This is a genomic window from Serratia surfactantfaciens (assembly GCF_001642805.2).
Classification (GTDB): domain Bacteria; phylum Pseudomonadota; class Gammaproteobacteria; order Enterobacterales; family Enterobacteriaceae; genus Serratia; species Serratia surfactantfaciens.
The window spans coordinates 982,117-999,904 of sequence record NZ_CP016948.1 but is presented as its reverse complement, the minus strand read 5'-3'; the positions used below and the strand labels follow the sequence as shown (position 1 = coordinate 999,904).

The window sequence follows — 17,788 nt, the reverse complement described above, 5'->3', positions numbered from 1 at the left end:
CGGCTTATGATTTGTTCACAGGAATCGAACTCTGCAGCAGAAGAGAGCTCTCCCCAGCCCCACTACGTGATTCTTTATTTTCCGTTTTTACGCGAAGGACGGAACAGAGCCATCAGCCGCCATGACCAGGAATTAACGATCTCACGATTACGCATTTCGCACTCTCTGAGTTGATGCGTAAGCGACTCTATCTCGCTGTCAGCGGCTCTCAATTGGTGGTCTTTCTCGAGAATAACCCCTTCATGAGCTCTGAGCCGAGCCTCCAGGGCACTCAACTTCGCCTCCATAGCTTGCTGTTCAGCATGAAGCTTTTGTTCCGTTTCCTCTTTTCGTTTGAACTCAGCGCAAACATCTTGATAAGAGGTAGATAATATCTGATAAGACGACGCGGCTTCGCGATTGGCAGAAGAGAGATCATAATTAGCAGAAACCAGCTCATCATTTTCATTCTGTAAACGTCGACTTAAATAAAAGAGATAGTCATTCGCTGACAAACGATAAAGACTGTCGAAAAAGACTTGTGTTCTTTCTTCGTAAAAATCCTCGAGCTTGGCACCGAGTTTATTCAGATAACTTTTGATATCTTCATATAATGTGAAGTAAGCCTTACCATACAGGGTATTCAAATGCCACTCTAGGAACGAAGCCGAATAGTTGATAAAATCGATTTTTCGTCCATCATAATAGATCCCTCGTTCAATCATTAAGGATCTCAATGCTTCCAACGCATCAATTGCACAGTGGTAGGATTTTTCGCGAGTATTAGACAGAGATGTCTCTCTGGAAACCGTGTGATCAATTAATACATCATCGAGAATACATATTTTTTCAGATAACAAAACGAACGCACAAATGAAATAAAGATCGTTTGAGGTTCTTATCTGCTGAAATTGTAAACCTTCGGCCAATATCCTCTCACGTTTCAACATTTTGTCCCAAGGCCACCAAACAAAAGCGTTGAAAAAATCCTTCTTAATCTCAACGGAAGAGAATACATTTTTTTGTGGCAGTAGATCTGTGCGTATAGACCAGTGGATCGACAGATGCTTATCCTGCTGAACGTTATAGAACTGGCTTCTATAAATGACAACATCGGCATCATGCGATTTCGCCATTGAATAGGCTTTTTCCATCAGGTTTTCATCAACAAAATCATCATCATCGAGGAAAACAACAAACTCACCTCTAGCATGGCTTAAACCAACATTGCGCGCAGCACCGGCCCCACCACCTTCAATTCCTGAAAGCAGTATAACTCTGTCATCCTCGGCGGCAATACGTTCCAGGATCGCCTTGGTACCATCCGTGGAATTATCGTCAACGATAATAATCTCGAGCGATTTCAGTGTTTGCTTTCTGACTTTATCAATGACATCAAAAATATAAATCTCGGCATTAAAAACTGGCATGACTACCGAAACATAGGGTATCGTTTTATCTTCAGACATTATTATTCCACCATGTTTATTGTAATAAAGCCAACTTTTAAAATGACATTGGCCCCCAGTGAAACCTCCCGCGTTTAATCCCATAATCATAGAATCGAAGGAGATTAAATGAAAAAAGCCTTATGCTACCGCATAAGGCTCACTTCTGCTTATTTAATCTCTTCAACCTGTTTTTTTATTTCTGCAATTCTCTGCTCTTGCAGAATAAACCCAGACTCGATCATTCGCTCTAACTCCGACAAACGCCAATGAATAGAATCCAGTTTTGCATTGTTATCAATTAACAAAGTTCGCGTACTCTTTCGATGTAGCCCGCGCTCGACAAACTTATGCTTGCCAACACGTACTAGCATGTTTAGCAAACCACTCGCTCCCAGTTTGTCGTAGTTGAAGCGTAATTTTTCAGCCTTCGTTTTCGCTACCCAGCCATTCATAACTTTTGAGAAATCTGCACTGTTTTCTTTCATCAGTGCGATAACGAGACCAACCGTTTTTCTATCATAGAAGCGTGTGGACAAATACCGCTGAATTTCATCTTTCTGATAGCGTTTTACATGCGGCAACAGCGTTTGGTAGAACTCTGTGGAAAATGTAGGTGTGAGAACCTGGCTTACCCAAGCAATATGACCAATCAGCCAGTTGAGTGAATACTCGCGATATTGCGCCAGCATTTTTGACTTTTCAAGATAGTCAAAAATAACCTGGTGCTGCAGGAAAACACCGAGTAACCGATCCCCGCCGGCCATCATCGTCTGGCCGGCACGATTACGTCTGTGATAGCACAGCACTTCGTCGATAAAGCAGACTTTATCTGACGTTAACGTGACAAACCAATGGAACCCATTATCTTCAAAGAAGTATTTTCCAACAGGGAATTTCAGATTATTGTCAGTAATGAGTTTACGCTTGTAAATTTTACGCCATGGCACCGGTAATAACTCGAGAACTTTCTTCTTGTTCTCAACGCTGCGGATATCCCAAACAGGCTCTTTCGCCAATGGCGCCCACGCAGGTTCATACGGCGCATTTTCGATACCGGTTTCTGTCTCAAATTCGAGGAAATTGCACATCGCGACGTCGGCATTTTCAGCCACTGCAATGTTATAAAGCTTCTCGAACATTGTCGGATCGTAAAGATCGTCACCGTCGGCAAAACCAATGAATTCGCCCGTAGCTGCTTCCATGCCAATATTGGCAACGGTAGCAACCCCACCAGGTGAATTCTCTTTCATCAGAATAGGAATGATACGCTTATCTTTCTCTGCATATGATTCGATAATTTTCGGCGTACTATCTTTAGAACCATCATCCACTACAATGACTTCAATGTCTTCTAACGATTGGGCCAGAACATTGTCCAAGCATTCGCCAATGTATTTTTCGATGTTATAGGATGTGACAATGATAGATAATTTTGCAGTCATCTCAAAAAACCTTTTTATTAACTAAATACTCGCACACTTTAGAATGAATATATTTATTCGTGTGGAAAACTTTTTGCAGATCGCTGTAGCTGCTCTGCAGGAAAACGTCTCTCACTTTGGAGGTTAGCGCTGACTTGAAGTCAATGACTATATTTTCTTTTGCCCAATCAACCAGATTAACGCTAAACACGAAGAAACTCGTTGTATAGACATCATGGCGCTTGTCTGACTTAATATAGTCATATAATTCGGCAATAGCATCCACGCACTGCATACGTAACTGACTTTTATTATTAGTCACATTGCTGCCTTCTGGGCAAAGCATATAATTACATATTGCATCGTTCAGAATGGCAATCTTTTCTGCATTCATCAATATTTTCCAGTGAGGTAAAATATCTTCATGCAGACGTAAACTACCAAATTTTATGTCATTATCCTTTAAAAATCGTGTTCTACAGACTTTATTCCAAGGATAGTTTGTTAGCGTCAGAAAATCGGGTAGCATTTTCAGAGAAAGAATATCACCATGTTTTACACGTACTTCCTCAAACAATTTCTCATCGCCTTCCCACATGCCAATACTTTCTTTGGCTTTGCCATAAACGATATTGTACTGAGTTACAGCAACGTCCAGCTTTTCTTTTTCAAGCTTGGCGATGGCATTATCAGCCACATTAGGCAACATAAAGTCATCGCTGTCGAAGAAGATCGTATACTCACCGCTCGCTGATGCCAGGCCTGCATCTCGGGCAATACCAGGCCCCTGATTTTTCTCTTGCCTAATGAGCTTGATATTTTCTCTCTGGGCAAGATAATCCTCGATCACCGAGATAGTATTGTCACTTGAGCAATCATCGACAAGGATGATTTCATGTGTACTCTTAATCGCACGTAAAATAGAATCCAGGGTTGCAACAATGGAATTCTGAGCATTGTATACCGGGATTATTATCGAGACCTTAACACTTTCGCTTGCTGCGGAAGCATTACTCTTAACGTCGATCATAGCATCCTTATTCATTCATTGGATCCACTTAGAAATGTCAGCTATATATTTGATGGTTGCTAAAACTATGCTATTTTTTTAGCGAATACATTTGCCATTTTGATTGAGGGCAAGTCAACATACTTTTCAAAGTAATAAGAAAGCAGTAGGCACACTGATACGGTAACTAACAACAGCATGATGAATGTAGACATGTGTATATCACCGTAATAACTCTTCGCTATTGCTGCAATAATATTAAGTATACAGACATGTACGACATATAAGGGGAAAGAAATACGTCCCAAAAACTGCGCCAACTTGTTTTCGAGCAACTTTTCGCTCAAACTGCCGCCTAAAATCGACATAAAAACAAGCATGCTTCCCGTCAACATAAGCATTTGATAAGTATCCCGATATGAACCGAAGGAAATATATTCAATGTATTTATAGACACCGCCATATAAATACACGCCATCCCGTTCATACGGCGAAGTTGCCAGCACAATGCCGATCAAAAACATAAGCGCACGCAGCACTCCATGGATTTTAAATTTATTTTCAATGTATACATCGTTTAGAATCATTCCAAAGACGAAGAGACAATAAAAGGAGCCCCATGCATAAAGGAAAGAGAAAACTAATGCATAAAATATTAGTCGTCTACGATGCATGCCGAAAAAAGCAAGCAGACCGAAAACAATAAAAGAACCATAAAGTTCGAAAGATATAGTCCACAGCGCATAATTATGCAGCGGTACATGTTGGAAAGGCGCGAAATATACCGCTTCAAGAATCGCTGGCATAAAACCAAGTTCAATCACATGGCCAGTTGTATGCTTCAATACATAATATAGCAATGCACTCATTAGCATAGAGGCTAAAATAGGAAGAACTAGTCTCGGGTACCTCTTTACAACGCCATTGAATATGGCACTACTCTCGTGGGTTTTATTGAACTTAATTGAAAGAACAAAACCGCTTAGAATGAAAAAAATGCAAACAGGCGCAATCCCACTGTAAACTATATTTAACGGTGTCCATGCAATTAACCGCCGAAGCATTCCTCCGATTTCGCTAAACGATGTATATCTAATATCTGGTTTATAGATGCTGACACAGTGGTCAATAATAACAATAAAACAGCATATACCCCGTAAACCTTCAAGATAGGTTATTTTTTTCATAAAAACCTTAGTATAAACCTTTCTCTCTATCTAATAATGTCGTTGAGAGTCAGCATATATATGCTATCCTGGTAATTTCGCAATATTGAAGACAGAGGGAATGGCGCCAAATGAATTAGCAACAATGAATGCAGGAACGGCTAACAGAAATAATTAATTAAAGCCAAGAAAACCACCATGCCAATGGCATGGCGGTTTAAAATATTAAACAATTACAGTATGTTAATCTAACCACTCGGTGTGGAAGACACCTTCTTTATCCGTACGCTTGTAAGTATGAGCGCCGAAGTAATCGCGCTGCGCCTGGATCAGGTTCGCCGGCAACACCGCAGAACGGTAGCTGTCGTAGTAAGCGATCGCAGCGGAGAAGGTTGGCGTAGGGATGCCGTTCTGTACGGCGTAAGCCACCACGTCACGCAGTGCCTGCTGGTACTCGTCGGCGATTTGCTTGAAGTATGGCGCCAGCAGCAGGTTGGCGATATCTGCGTCCGCCGCATAAGCGTCGGTGATCTTCTGCAGGAACTGGGCACGGATGATACAGCCGGCGCGGAAGATCTTGGCGATTTCGCCGTAGTGCAGATCCCAGTTATTTTCTTTAGACGCAGCTTTCAGCTGAGAGAAGCCCTGCGCGTAGGACACGATCTTGCCCAAATACAGCGCGCGACGCACTTTCTCGATGAATTCGGCTTTGTCGCCGGTGAACGGCGCCACTTTCGGGCCGGTCAGCACTTTAGACGCGGCAACGCGCTGGTCTTTCAGCGAAGACAGGTAGCGTGCGAACACCGACTCGGTGATCAGCGACAGCGGTTCGCCCAGATCCAGCGAGCTCTGGCTGGTCCACTTGCCGGTGCCTTTGTTGGCGGCTTCGTCCAGGATCACATCGACCAGGTATTTACCCTCTTCGTCTTTCTTGGTGAAGATGTCTTTCGTGATGTCGATCAGGTAGCTGTTCAGTTCGCCCTTGTTCCACTCGGCGAAGGTTTCGGCCAACTGCTCGTTGCTCAGATTCAGCGCCTGCTTCAGCAGAGAATAGGCTTCGGCAATCAGCTGCATGTCGCCGTATTCGATGCCGTTGTGCACCATTTTCACATAGTGGCCGGCACCGTCTGCGCCGATGTAGGTCACGCAAGGCTCGCCTTCCGCAACCGCAGCGATTTTCTCCAGGATTGGCGCCACCAGCTCGTAAGCTTCTTTCTGGCCGCCAGGCATGATAGAAGGCCCTTTCAGCGCGCCCTCTTCACCGCCGGAAACGCCGGTGCCGATGAAGTTGAAGCCCTGGTCGGACAGTTCGCGGTTACGACGGATGGTGTCCTGATAGTAGGTGTTGCCGCCGTCGATCAGGATATCGCCCTTGTCCAGGTGCGGAGTCAGCGAGGCAATGGTTTTATCCGTTGCTTCGCCCGCTTTCACCATCAGCAGGATGCGGCGCGGTTTTTCCAGCGATTCAACAAACTCTTCAACGGTGTAATACGGCGCCAGATTCTTGCCCGGGTTCTCAGCGATCACTTCGTCAGTTTTGTCGCCAGAACGGTTGAAAATGGAAACGGTGTAACCACGGCTCTCGATGTTAAGCGCGAGGTTGCGGCCCATTACCGCCATGCCGACAACGCCGATTTGTTGCTTGGACATTTAGGAACTCCTGTCTGAGGATGACCCTGTTGGCAACGCGGGCCAACAGGTTTTGTGATGTGGCACACATGTTAACTCAGGATTGAGCCGGGTGGGTAGTGATTGGTGCGATAGGCTTTGCAACAGATTACGAACCATCAAAAATTGCACAATCGCGACAATAACAGCGATTTAGGTTAATGCCATGGCTCTTGCTTACAAATTTGGGTTTTCCACTGCCCTTTCAGCGAAAAACCCAACTTTCACAAGACGCTCAATAACTTCCGGTTGCGATCGCGCGCTGATAGAGCTTTAGCGTGTCATCAATAACCAATGATGAGGCGAACTTGCTCTCGATACGCTCACGGCTGCGCACCCCCATCTCGACGCGCTTGGTTGGGCTGGTAAGCAGCTGCTCCAACTTCACTGCCAAGACATCGATATTACGCATCTCTACCAGACTTCCGGTGTACTCATCAATAATCAGACTTTGGCAACCGCCCACGTCATAAGCGATGCAAGCACGCCCAACCGAAGACGCTTCCAGCAAAATACGCGGAATGCCTTCTGAATACGTAGAAGGCAGAGCGACAACGTTAGAAGCTTCAATCAGACTATAGACATCGCTGCAACGACCCAACCAGTTGATGAGCCCTTGCTGATGCCATTCTTCTATTTGCGACAGCGGAATAGCATCCGGATCGTCAACAATGGAAATTCCCGCAACATTAAGCACAAAATCAACGCCTTTATGCGCCAACCGCTTTTTCACCTCGACCAGATCGCCCAATCCTTTGCTCCAGAGCAAACGGCTGGCGAACAAGACGACCGGTTTTTCGCGGTTGATTTCCAGCGAGTAATGATAGATATCAGGATTGATCCCTGCGCCGTCGATCACAACCGTTTGGCTTTTCTTCGCTTCAGTGAGCGCCAAAAGCCGATCGCGATCGTGTTCATGCTCAAAGGCCAGCAAGCATTTTGGGTTTTTGAAAATATGATTGTACGAATGTAACGTCAGATAGCGAATGACGTTCATCGACAATTTATCCTCCATAAAGACGCGCCCAAGTCCGACAAAGCCTAAAATAATGGGCTTATTGTAAAAACGCGCGAAGAACCCCCCCATCAAGCAAGGTTTGATAGTGATACAATGCAGTACGTCAGGGTTAATTTTTTTTAGCAACGACCATACCTTGGTCAATGAACCAAAGAAATTGATCGGATTGATGGACAGCTCAGATACCGATGAGTCGTGGCAGATAAAACCTTTCTCAGACAACTTTTGCTGAATGTCGTCTCCCACAAAGTGGCTGACAACGTGGATTTCATAGCCTGCAGCCTTAGCCGCCAGCGCTCTTTCAACCCAATGCAGTTCAAAGTACCAATCTGAGTTGATAAAATAACAAATCTTTTTCATTTAACTCTTACCGGCTAATGTTGTTTACCATTTTTACGTGATATACCGTCAACAATACCGCGCATTACGTATTTAATATATTCGCCTTTTTTGCCTTGAGAGGTAAAAGAAAGTAAATATTTTGCAATACGTAACACGATAGCTCCGAGTGAGTAAGGTCTTTCATGTTTGTTGAAAAGCGTCCTTGAAAGGAGCAGGTTTCTGACCAGATAGTAGACTTTCCATGACGGGGTTATCCCCCCCTGGCTAGTAGGCACATCGTGCAGAAATACCAACTCTGGTGAGTACCGGAACCGATACCCTTGTTGACTCAACCTGTAAGAGAAGTAAAGATCATCATAATAAATAAAAAGTTCTGGCCAGATGTACTCAATGTTAGCGGCTAAAACGTCTTTGCGTATTATTGCACCAACAAATGAGAAAGTCACGACATCCGTAGGCTTATGCTCCGCAGGGGTGTAACGTCCGGGTCTGGAAATATAACCCAACGTCTGTACCAACGACGTTGGCATCTTGCTGAAAGGTACGTTCATTTTGCATAACGTCCCTTGTTTATCCAAGACTCGGCAACAGTAAGCCGCATAGTCGAACCGTTGCGTCAATTCAGCGAAACATGTCAATAATGCGCGATCGGGATAAGCGTCATCATCGAACATAAACACCCAGTCGGTGTCTATCTTGCTCGCAATATATTCAGCGCCGAGCCTGAATCCGCCAGCGCCACCGTCGTTTTGCGCGGCGCGTATGACGTGCAAACGGCTGTCTTCGATACAGTGCAGCCACGACTGGGTTTCGTCGGTCGACGCATTATCGACAATGACAATGTCAACAAACGGCAACGCAGAGGTTGCCGCCCAACATTGTTTCAATTTTTCGAGGCGATTGAATGTAACAATTAACGCCGAACATCTCATCTGATACTGACCGTGAATACTGGCATGGCGTTTTCTTGCTCCAGGCTGGCCAGATAGGTTTCAGCCGTTTTCAATGCTTCGGCAATGGTCACGTCCATGTCTAGGTAGCGATAGGTACCCAGGCGGCCGATAAAGGTGATGTTATGTTCTTTTTCAGCCAAATCAACGTATTTTTCCAACAACGCCATTTCACCGACCTGACGAATCGGATAATAAGGAATATCGTTTTCTTCGCAAGCGCGGCTGTACTCTTTATAGCAAACCGACCCTTCGTGCTGTTCCCAAGGGGAGAAGTACTTATGCTCGGTGATACGAGTATAAGGTACCGACTGTTCACAATAGTTCATCACCGCACAGCCTTGATAATCCCCTTCCACGGTAAATTTCTCAAAGTCCAGCGTACGGTAGCCGAGCCGCCCAAACTGGAAGTCATAAAACGCGTCCAGCGGGCCGCTGTAAAACACATGATCGTACCCCTCGCGGTCTTGCATTTGGAACTGAGTATCCAACACCACCGAGATATTCGGGTGTTCCAGAATACCTTCCACCATCTTGGTGTAACCGTCTTTCGGCATCCCTTGGAACTTATGATTGAAATAGTTATCATCATAATTAAAGCGAATAGGCAAACGTTTCAGAATCGAAGCCGGCAACTGTGCCGGGGACATACCCCATTGTTTGATGGTGTAACCTTTGAAGAAGGCTTCATACAGTTCTTTGCCTACAAAGCGCAGCGCCTGTTCTTCGAACGATTGCGGGTCAGTGATACTGGAATCGCCTTTCTCGGCGATCAAAGCTTTCGCTTCCGTTGGCGAACAGGTCTTTTTAAAGAATTGGTTGATGGTGTGCAAATTGATCGGCAGCGAGAAAACCTGGCCGTTTACCGTCGCTTTTACGCGGTTAACATAAGGCATCATTGTGGCGTACTGATTCACAAAGTTCCATACTTGCTCGTTGTCTGTATGGAAAATATGCGGGCCATAAGTATGTACCATGACATCCGTCTTTTCATCCCGAGCGTCGTAGCAGTTGCCAGCAATATGAGTACGACGATCGATAATATGAATTTGATGGCCTTGTTCTGCCAACTTTCTCCCGATCACTGCACCGGAAAAACCTGCCCCAACGATTAAAATCTTCTTATTTTTCATCATCTTATTATCCGGTAATTAGCTGTCTAAATTTGTAGTAGTATTTGGTCATTGCATTACGCCGTGTTGTCCCTTTCGGCGCTACACGATTAAGAATAAACATTAGGGAGTTTTTCACTATCGGCGCCCCACTCTTCTTACGCGTGGGTGAAAAATCCTTCCTCTCACCTTGCAAGCGGGCATAAAGCTCCGGAGCCCAGGGCGTATTCAGTATATTCTTGTGATAATTATCGAAGAAATCAACGCTACGTGTATTCCACGGTTTATTCTCACCCGCGAAGTGAATCACCTTCGGATTACGACGCGCCTCAAGGAAGCGCATGTAGGTCGAAAATGGTAAGTTGGGGAAAAATGTCTCTGTATTACCGTTACCATGATAGACATTCCACTCCAACGGCAAATAATGTACGCGGCCATGGAAAACTTTATTCATAATATCTTGATCGAGGAACCAGTAGCGCTTGCTCTGCATGGCCTCCATCAGACTGGAAAAGGTATTCTCTTGATTCATCTGAACGATGTTAAATACCAATATTCCTGCTTGGAAATATTCATCTGGATTGGTTAAACCCAATGAAGAAGAAAGGTACTCCTTCGCCGGCATCACCCCGTCACTGGATTGTGACATGGCACCAAGCAAAACGAATCCTTCCATTACGATATCTTTTACCGCCGCAACTAAATTATCGGCCAACGGAATATCGAGTAACTCAGCCAAATCATTTTCGACCACGGTATCCGAGTCAATAAAGATCACTTTCTCATACTCAGCAAACAGCCGAGGGATAAACAAACGCGCATAGGTTGCAGCGCTAAAATGCGCACGTGTGAACGCATTCTTTATCTCTGAAAAAGCGTTAACATCAAAGAAGCGAAGATGAATATTGTCATGCGCAGCAAGCAGAGAGACGAAACGTTGCTTATTCGCCAGAGAGACTCCGTTCTCAAGCACCACCAAATCATAGTTCAGAAGAGGATTAGCATGCTTAATGATAGAGTTGACTAATGCAGCCCCGCTAATCGCATAATTATCATCAAAGCAAATGACAACTGGTACATTATTATCAGAGAATGCAGGTTCCAGAGTCGCCGAGAAGGTCTCATTCTTAATGAAAGTTCTCTGCAATTCTTTAATATTTAAGGTCTCAACCTCTCGCTTGTGGCCAACATAAATGTTAAGTAACCGCTCTGCTATGTGACCGACAACTCGCTTTTCCTGATCGCTGTAATCTTTAAACCTCAGCCTTTCTTCCAATTTATCTAAAATAGAAAAGAGCCAAATTGAATAGTCCTCAAAGATATCCTTTCTCATCACGAACATATTCGTATAATAACCATCTGATGCTTGGTTAAATTTTTCTGCAGCGGTGATATATTCGGGATAAAGATCCCCCAACACGGCCAATGCAGCATCATAGTCTTCGATATGCAGATGGTTAGAGATTTTATAATGCTGATAATTATTCTTGCTACCTGCAGCACCGACATCCCATTTCTTAGGCAAAACAATATCGACGCCTTCGAGACACAGAGGAATCGTTTCGTCATTCAAACCAAATTTATCTTGGTATTCTTTACTTACCTTCTCAGCCCCTATCACGCCCCATCGATCCTCAGGAATACGCTGATCTTCAGAGAAGTTTAGATGACGGCGATAGTGCATAAACCCAACATAGTCGGCTGGCTCTGCATTTTTCCACACCCAGTAATGCGCAGTCAGCTCACAATAAAATGGGTTTTTGAACGATATATTATCCCCCGTATCATCACCAAGGCATCCAATCTCGGTAAGGCTATTAGCCTTACCGACGTGGATTGGCTGTATCCACTTTGAGTCGAGAAAAGCGCTAGGCTTGTGATGACACGTATATATTTTAATATTCTGCATTTGCACTACCTGGCAATCACGGTTATGAATTTCAACTCATTGCTTCTTTATATTGCGCTATAACAGAATGAGCCTCACCCATAACTTTCATCTTATGGTTTTCTATCCAAATGACTCTATCGCAAATTTTTTCGATATCACGAAGATTGTGGCTAACAAAAAGAATTGTCACTCCTTTCTTCTTGAACTCATTAATGGTTTCAAGGCATTTGCGTTGGAATGAAATATCCCCGACCGCCAAGACCTCATCGATAATCAGAATATCTGGATCAACCTGCGTAATGACCGAGAAACCCAGCTTCGCCAACATACCGCTGGAGTAAACTCGAATTGGCTCATCGATAAATTCACCCAGTTCGGAAAACTCGATAATTTTATCCAGACGCTGCTTCAACTCCTTACGACGAAGGCCTAACAACGTCGCATTCAGTCGAATATTCTCACGACCGGTCAGTTCGGGATGAAACCCGCCGCCTAACTCCAGCATCGAAGCCACCCGGCCAACAACATGAACCGAACCGGATGATGGTTTCATCACACCGGCGACCAAACCAAGCGACGTACTCTTCCCTGCACCGTTTCGGCCTATAAGCGCAACCGATTCGCCTTTTTTCACCTGGAAACTGATATCTTCAATCGCCAGATAACTGCGGCCGCTCAGTAAACTCAACGCTCTACGAGGGTTAAAAATCAACTCTTTAATGCCAGATCCAATATGATGGTATAATGGATAGCGCTTAGTGACGTTTTTAAATTCTATAGCTATGCTCATTATAATATCTCTGCAAATCTGTACTTCAACTTATTGAAAATGCTGACGCCGATGATAATGAACAGCAACGCATATCCATAGAGCATGCCTATCTGATGATAATCAATTACGCCATTCATAAAAAGATCACGCCAGCTCAGTATCATGTTAGCCAGTGGGTTAAAATCAATCAGGAAGCGATATTGTTCAGGAATCATATCACCGGAGTACAAAATCGGCGTGCAGTAGAACATCAGCATGATGCCCAGCGTGATGAAACGTTCCAGATCGCGGAAGAAAAGATTCAGCGTCGATAACATCATCGCGATCCCGAAGGTCATCATCATCTGCGCGATGCCGATAAGCGGAACCCCCCATAGCCAATCGATTGATGGCCGCATGTCATAGACATAGAGAAAGAAGATAATGACCGGAATCGTGCAGAGGAAATGCAGGCACTCCATTAGGACATTACTAAAAGGAATCACCGAACGCGGGAATACGGTTTTTTTGATGATCTGTGCGTTTGCAATAAACGAATACAAGGAGTTAGTCGTTGAGCTGGCAAACCACTGCCAAGGGAACAGGCCTGTAATAATGAAAATGGTATAGTTTGGTATTTGAACCCGCATGACCAATTTAAAAATAAAATAATAGATCATAGCAAAGAGTAATGGATTAGCAATTGACCATAAATAGCCAAAGAAGCTGCTTTTATATCTTACTTTTAATTCTTTCTCTGTGATGACCGAAGCCAAATCCCAAAGATAACCTAAGCTATACTTCATATAAAAACTCGATTTAAGATTAAAATTCCCTGACAGATGAAACATGGCCGTACGTCTTCAGGTCCAGCGTAGCCTGGGTGGCATGACGGGTAGCATGCGTTTCTGAGCTCATCACAGCCACGCTACCGCCCCTGGCATTGTGGCAACCAGAGCACACTTAAAACAACCTGTTGATTTGACTTCATAACCGGGAAAACTTCCTGCACCCAGTTCGCTACACACCACGATGAGCGCGTGTAGCCTGCCCTCAAGCTACATCCAGCCGATCTATTTTACTTTAGGAATCGGCTGGATTCGTCAGGTACAGCAAACGCTTAAGCCTGCAACATCCCCTTTAACCACTCAGAAAATGCTTCACCCTGCGTTGGATGACGAAGACCATACTCAACAAAGGCCTTCATGTAACCTAATTTATCGCCACAGTCATGCGAACGCCCAACCATGGCGAAAGCCTCAACCGGTTTTTGCTCCATCAGCATGGCGATGGCATCGGTAAGTTGAATCTCACCGCCAGCACCATAAGGCGTTTTTTCCAGCAGCGGCCAGATATCAGCAGCCAAAACATAGCGGCCAACGACGGCCAAATTTGAAGGTGCCTCTTCTTGAGAAGGTTTTTCGACGATCGCATGCATCGGCACGCTTTGGCCTGGCGCCACGGCCACACCGCGACAATCGACCACGCCGTATTTGGACACGTCTTTTTCTGGCACAGGTTCTACCATGATCTGGCTGCGACTGTGCGCTTCGAATTGGGCAATCATGCTGGCGAGGTTATCTTTCGTCAGATCAGAGGCAATATCGTCCATCAGCACGTCCGGCAGCAATACGGCAAAAGGCGCATCACCGATCAGGGGTCTGGCACAGAGTACGGCATGGCCCAATCCTTTAGATTGCCCCTGCCGTACATGCATCAGGGTCACGCCTTTCGGACAGATAGACTGAACTTCTTCCAGCAGTTGGCGCTTAACGCGTGACTCCAGCATGCTTTCCAATTCAAACGAGGTGTCAAAGTGGTTTTCAATCGCATTTTTTGACGAGTGCGTGACCAGAATAATCTCTTTAATACCGGCAGCAACGCATTCATTTACGATGTATTGGATAAGAGGTTTGTCTACAACCGGCAGCATTTCCTTAGGGATTGCCTTTGTGGCCGGTAACATGCGGGTACCAAGACCGGCAACGGGGATGACAGCTTTCAGCATATCTGTGGGGGCTCCCAACGACTTCAGTTTCATTAATGCAACATGTCAAAATTATCGCGATAACACTCAACGTTATCACCGCCCTCTGCTATGCAACCAAGGGGCCTCTGTTTTCTTCGGGCTGAATTATACACCCATGTGGGAAGTTAATACATTAACGCCACATAGACAAAACGTCATTTGTCTATGCTGTAACCGCCAATCACCAATAAAAATCTCAATGTATTGAATAACAATAAAAAAAGCAAAATCACGTACGCGTTCTCACTAACCCTAAGCGTCTTCTGACTCTTGGTACTTTTTGCGCCTGCAGGGTTGGAGGGGGACCACGAAAGGAAAATATAATTAGCACGCTAACAAAAACACCAAGTTATTGAGAATGATTGCTAATTACTAAAACTGCGCTTCCCTCTCTCGCCACAGATAACAACAAAAAAGCCCACAGCTTGATGTGGGCTTTTCATTGTTTAACTTTATATCAGTATTCTTACTTATACCCTTGCGGATTTTTTTTCTGCCAGTTCCAAGTGTCGCGCATCATATCATCGATATTCCGACGAACTTTCCATCCCAGCTCTCGATATGCCAGATCCGCGTTCGCCCAGAAAGCAGGCAGGTCGCCGTCACGGCGAGGTAATATTTGGTAAGGGATCGTTACGCCGGACGCTTTTTCAAATGCCTGAACCATCGCCAGTACCGAATGCCCTACGCCGGCGCCTAGGTTATAAGCCTTGAAGCCGTTGATCTTTGCCAGGTGATCCATCGCTTTCAGATGGCCCTCGGCCAAATCCATGACATGAATGTAGTCGCGCTCGCCTGTACCGTCTTTCGTTGGATAGTCACCGCCGAAAATACCCAATTTCTCCAGTTTGCCGATCGCCACCTGAGAGATGTACGGCAACAGGTTGTTGGGTATGCCGTTGGGGTCTTCACCAATCAGGCCGGACTCGTGAGCCCCCACAGGATTGAAGTAACGCAAAGCAATAATCGAAAATTGCGGTTCAGCCTTGGCGAAATCCTGCAAGATCTGCTCCACCATCAGCTTAGACGTGCCATAAGGACTGGTCGTGCCGCCAATCGGCGTGGTCTCGACATAGGGCACCGGCGAATTGGCGCCATACACGGTGGCGGAGGAACTGAAGATGAAATCATGTACACCGGCACGGCGCATGGCATCCAACAGCACCAGCGTGCCGGTGACGTTATTCTGATAATACTCGAGTGGTTTACGCGTTGACTCTCCTACGGCCTTGAGGCCGGCGAAGTGGATCACGGCAGTGATCTGATGCGCGCCAAAGATACGATGCAGGCACTCGGCATCCTGAACATCCCCTTGATAGAACACCGCGGCTTTCCCCGTCAGTTTCTCCACCCGCTGTAATGACTCTGCAGATGCGTTGGACAAATTATCCAACACCACAACGTCCTCGCCACGCTCCAGAAGCGATAGCACGGTGTGAGACCCAATGTAACCGGCGCCGCCGGTAACTAAAATTGCCATATCAACCCCTTACACTTCGGCAACATCCTGGTTCGACAAAAACACCCCATTGATAATGGATGCATCATACAACCTTCTGAGCGCACCATGAAGAGAGGGCGGCAAAAGCCGCCCTCACCCTGGACTCTTCGATATGCTAAGCGTCAAATTTTTGCAGCGAGCAGCATAAGAATTTCGTCGGTTTTCTCTTTCATCAGCGCAATATCGGCACGCGACTCGACATTAAGACGCACCACCGGCTCCGTATTAGAGGAACGCAGATTGAAACGCCAGTCTGCGAATGCCATGCTGATGCCGTCGGTGTAGTCCACCTCACCAGCCTGCGACAAATAGTGTTGTTTGACGCTTTCAATGGACACGGCCGGCTGGGCCAATTTGATATTGATCTCACCGGAGGACGGGTAGGCAGCAATGCGATCCTGTACCAGCTGCCCCAGATTTTGTCCCTTCACACTGACCAACTCAGCGACCAGCAACCACGGAATCATGCCGCTGTCACAATAAGCAAAATCACGGAAATAGTGGTGAGCGCTCATCTCTCCGCCATAAATGGCGTCTTCCGCACGCATACGTTCCTTAATGAAAGCATGGCCGGTTTTTGACATCACAGGCACCCCCCCGGCCTCGGCGACCACATCGATGGTGTTCCAGCTCAGACGCGGATCGTGGATGATTTTTGCTCCTGGCTGTTTCTGCAGGAAAGCTTCCGCCAGCAGGCCGACGATGTAATAGCCCTCGATGAAATCGCCTTTTTCATCGAACAGGAAGCAGCGATCGAAATCACCATCGAACGCAATGCCCATATCAGCGCCATGCTCACGCACCGCATCCGCGGTATCCGCGCGACACTCAGGCAGCAACGGATTGGGAATACCGTTAGGGAAAGTACCGTCCGGCTGGTGATGCACCTTGATGAACTCCAGCGGGATGCCCTGAGCCTTCAGTGTTGCTTCAATCGCATCGATCACATGCCCCGCCGCCCCGTTGCCCGAATTGATCACCAACTTTAACGGTTTGAAGTTTTTTACATCGACATAGGAGAGAATATGTTCAACGTAAGCCCCCAACACATCCTGGCGGGCATAGCTGCCGCGCGTTGCTGCCGGCGCATCAAATTGGTTGTTCTCTGCCAGTTCTTGAATGGCTCGTAATCCGGTATCGCCGCTAATCGGGCGAGAGCCCTCACGCACCAGTTTCATACCATTGTAATCGATAGGGTTATGGCTGGCGGTCACCTCCACGCCACCATCCGTTTTCAAATAAGTCGTAGCGAAATAGATTTCTTCGGTACCGGTTAAGCCGATGTCGATCACGTCGGTACCCGCATCCTGCAAGCCCCTCGCCAACGCCAACTTCAAACTTTCGCTGGTCAACCGCACGTCGCTGCCCAATACGATAGTTTTAGGCTGCAAAAACTCGCCGTAGGCGCGCCCAATACGGTACGCGATGTCCTCGTTCAGCTCTTCTCCCAATTTTCCCCGGATGTCGTACGCCTTAAAACACGTCAACTTTTGCATTGCC

14 protein-coding genes are annotated in these 17,788 nt (G+C 46.0%); all 14 read right to left on the bottom strand.

All coding sequences use genetic code 11. From position 1 onward, the window contains the following. Nucleotides 1-74: 74 nt before the first annotated feature. Entirely contained in the window at nt 75-1,448 is a 1,374-nt protein-coding gene (locus ATE40_RS04735) for a glycosyltransferase family A protein (RefSeq protein WP_063919081.1), read from the bottom strand. A 149-nt stretch (nt 1,449-1,597) separates the two neighbouring features. Continuing rightward, nucleotides 1,598-2,872 carry a glycosyltransferase gene (locus ATE40_RS04730; protein ID WP_063919080.1) on the bottom strand — a complete coding sequence of 425 codons (1,275 nt, stop codon included), beginning with the start codon at nt 2,870-2,872 and terminating at the stop codon, nt 1,598-1,600. Nucleotide 2,873: 1 nt separating this feature from the next. Continuing rightward, nucleotides 2,874-3,896: a glycosyltransferase family 2 protein gene (locus ATE40_RS04725; protein WP_084799116.1), complete on the bottom strand. Its 1,023-nt coding sequence runs from the start codon at nt 3,894-3,896 to the stop codon at nt 2,874-2,876. A 50-nt stretch (nt 3,897-3,946) separates the two neighbouring features. Then, nucleotides 3,947-5,047, bottom strand: a complete 1,101-nt coding sequence (locus tag ATE40_RS04720) for an acyltransferase family protein (protein ID WP_063919079.1) — start codon at nt 5,045-5,047, stop codon at nt 3,947-3,949. 222 nt (nt 5,048-5,269) lie between these two features. Beyond that, entirely contained in the window at nt 5,270-6,676 is a 1,407-nt protein-coding gene (gndA, locus tag ATE40_RS04715; protein ID WP_042784055.1) for an NADP-dependent phosphogluconate dehydrogenase, read from the bottom strand. 253 nt (nt 6,677-6,929) lie between these two features. Beyond that, nucleotides 6,930-8,072, bottom strand: a complete 1,143-nt coding sequence (locus ATE40_RS04710; RefSeq protein ID WP_019454379.1) for a glycosyltransferase family 4 protein — start codon at nt 8,070-8,072, stop codon at nt 6,930-6,932. Nucleotides 8,073-8,086: 14 nt separating this feature from the next. Continuing rightward, on the bottom strand, nt 8,087-8,986 hold the full coding sequence (locus tag ATE40_RS04705) for a glycosyltransferase (protein WP_019454380.1): 900 nt from the start codon (nt 8,984-8,986) through the stop codon (nt 8,087-8,089). Then, the gene (glf, locus tag ATE40_RS04700) at nt 8,983-10,137 is read right to left on the bottom strand and encodes a UDP-galactopyranose mutase (RefSeq protein ID WP_063919595.1); all 1,155 of its coding nucleotides are present in this window, start codon (nt 10,135-10,137) and stop codon (nt 8,983-8,985) included. The genes ATE40_RS04705 and glf overlap by 4 nt, the downstream gene beginning before the upstream one ends. A 7-nt stretch (nt 10,138-10,144) precedes the next feature. Further along, nucleotides 10,145-12,025, bottom strand: coding sequence for a DUF4422 domain-containing protein (locus ATE40_RS04695; RefSeq protein ID WP_063919078.1), 1,881 nt, complete (start codon nt 12,023-12,025; stop codon nt 10,145-10,147). A gap of 31 nt (nt 12,026-12,056) precedes the next feature. Further along, nucleotides 12,057-12,797 carry an ABC transporter ATP-binding protein gene (locus tag ATE40_RS04690; protein ID WP_019454383.1) on the bottom strand — a complete coding sequence of 247 codons (741 nt, stop codon included), beginning with the start codon at nt 12,795-12,797 and terminating at the stop codon, nt 12,057-12,059. Next, nucleotides 12,797-13,564 (bottom strand): ABC transporter permease, encoded by a 768-nt coding sequence (locus tag ATE40_RS04685; protein WP_019454384.1) that lies wholly within the window; start codon nt 13,562-13,564, stop codon nt 12,797-12,799. Before ATE40_RS04685 ends, ATE40_RS04690 begins: the two co-directional genes overlap by 1 nt. Nucleotides 13,565-13,878: 314 nt before the next feature. After that, complete coding sequence (gene galU / locus ATE40_RS04680; protein WP_025159965.1) at nt 13,879-14,766, bottom strand: UTP--glucose-1-phosphate uridylyltransferase GalU; 888 nt, start codon at nt 14,764-14,766, stop codon at nt 13,879-13,881. A 487-nt stretch (nt 14,767-15,253) separates the two neighbouring features. Continuing rightward, the gene (gene galE / locus ATE40_RS04675; RefSeq protein WP_063919077.1) at nt 15,254-16,267 is read right to left on the bottom strand and encodes a UDP-glucose 4-epimerase GalE; all 1,014 of its coding nucleotides are present in this window, start codon (nt 16,265-16,267) and stop codon (nt 15,254-15,256) included. Nucleotides 16,268-16,410: 143 nt separating this feature from the next. Then, complete coding sequence (cpsG, locus tag ATE40_RS04670; RefSeq protein ID WP_063919076.1) at nt 16,411-17,784, bottom strand: phosphomannomutase CpsG; 1,374 nt, start codon at nt 17,782-17,784, stop codon at nt 16,411-16,413. Between the last annotated feature and the right edge of the window lie 4 nt (nt 17,785-17,788).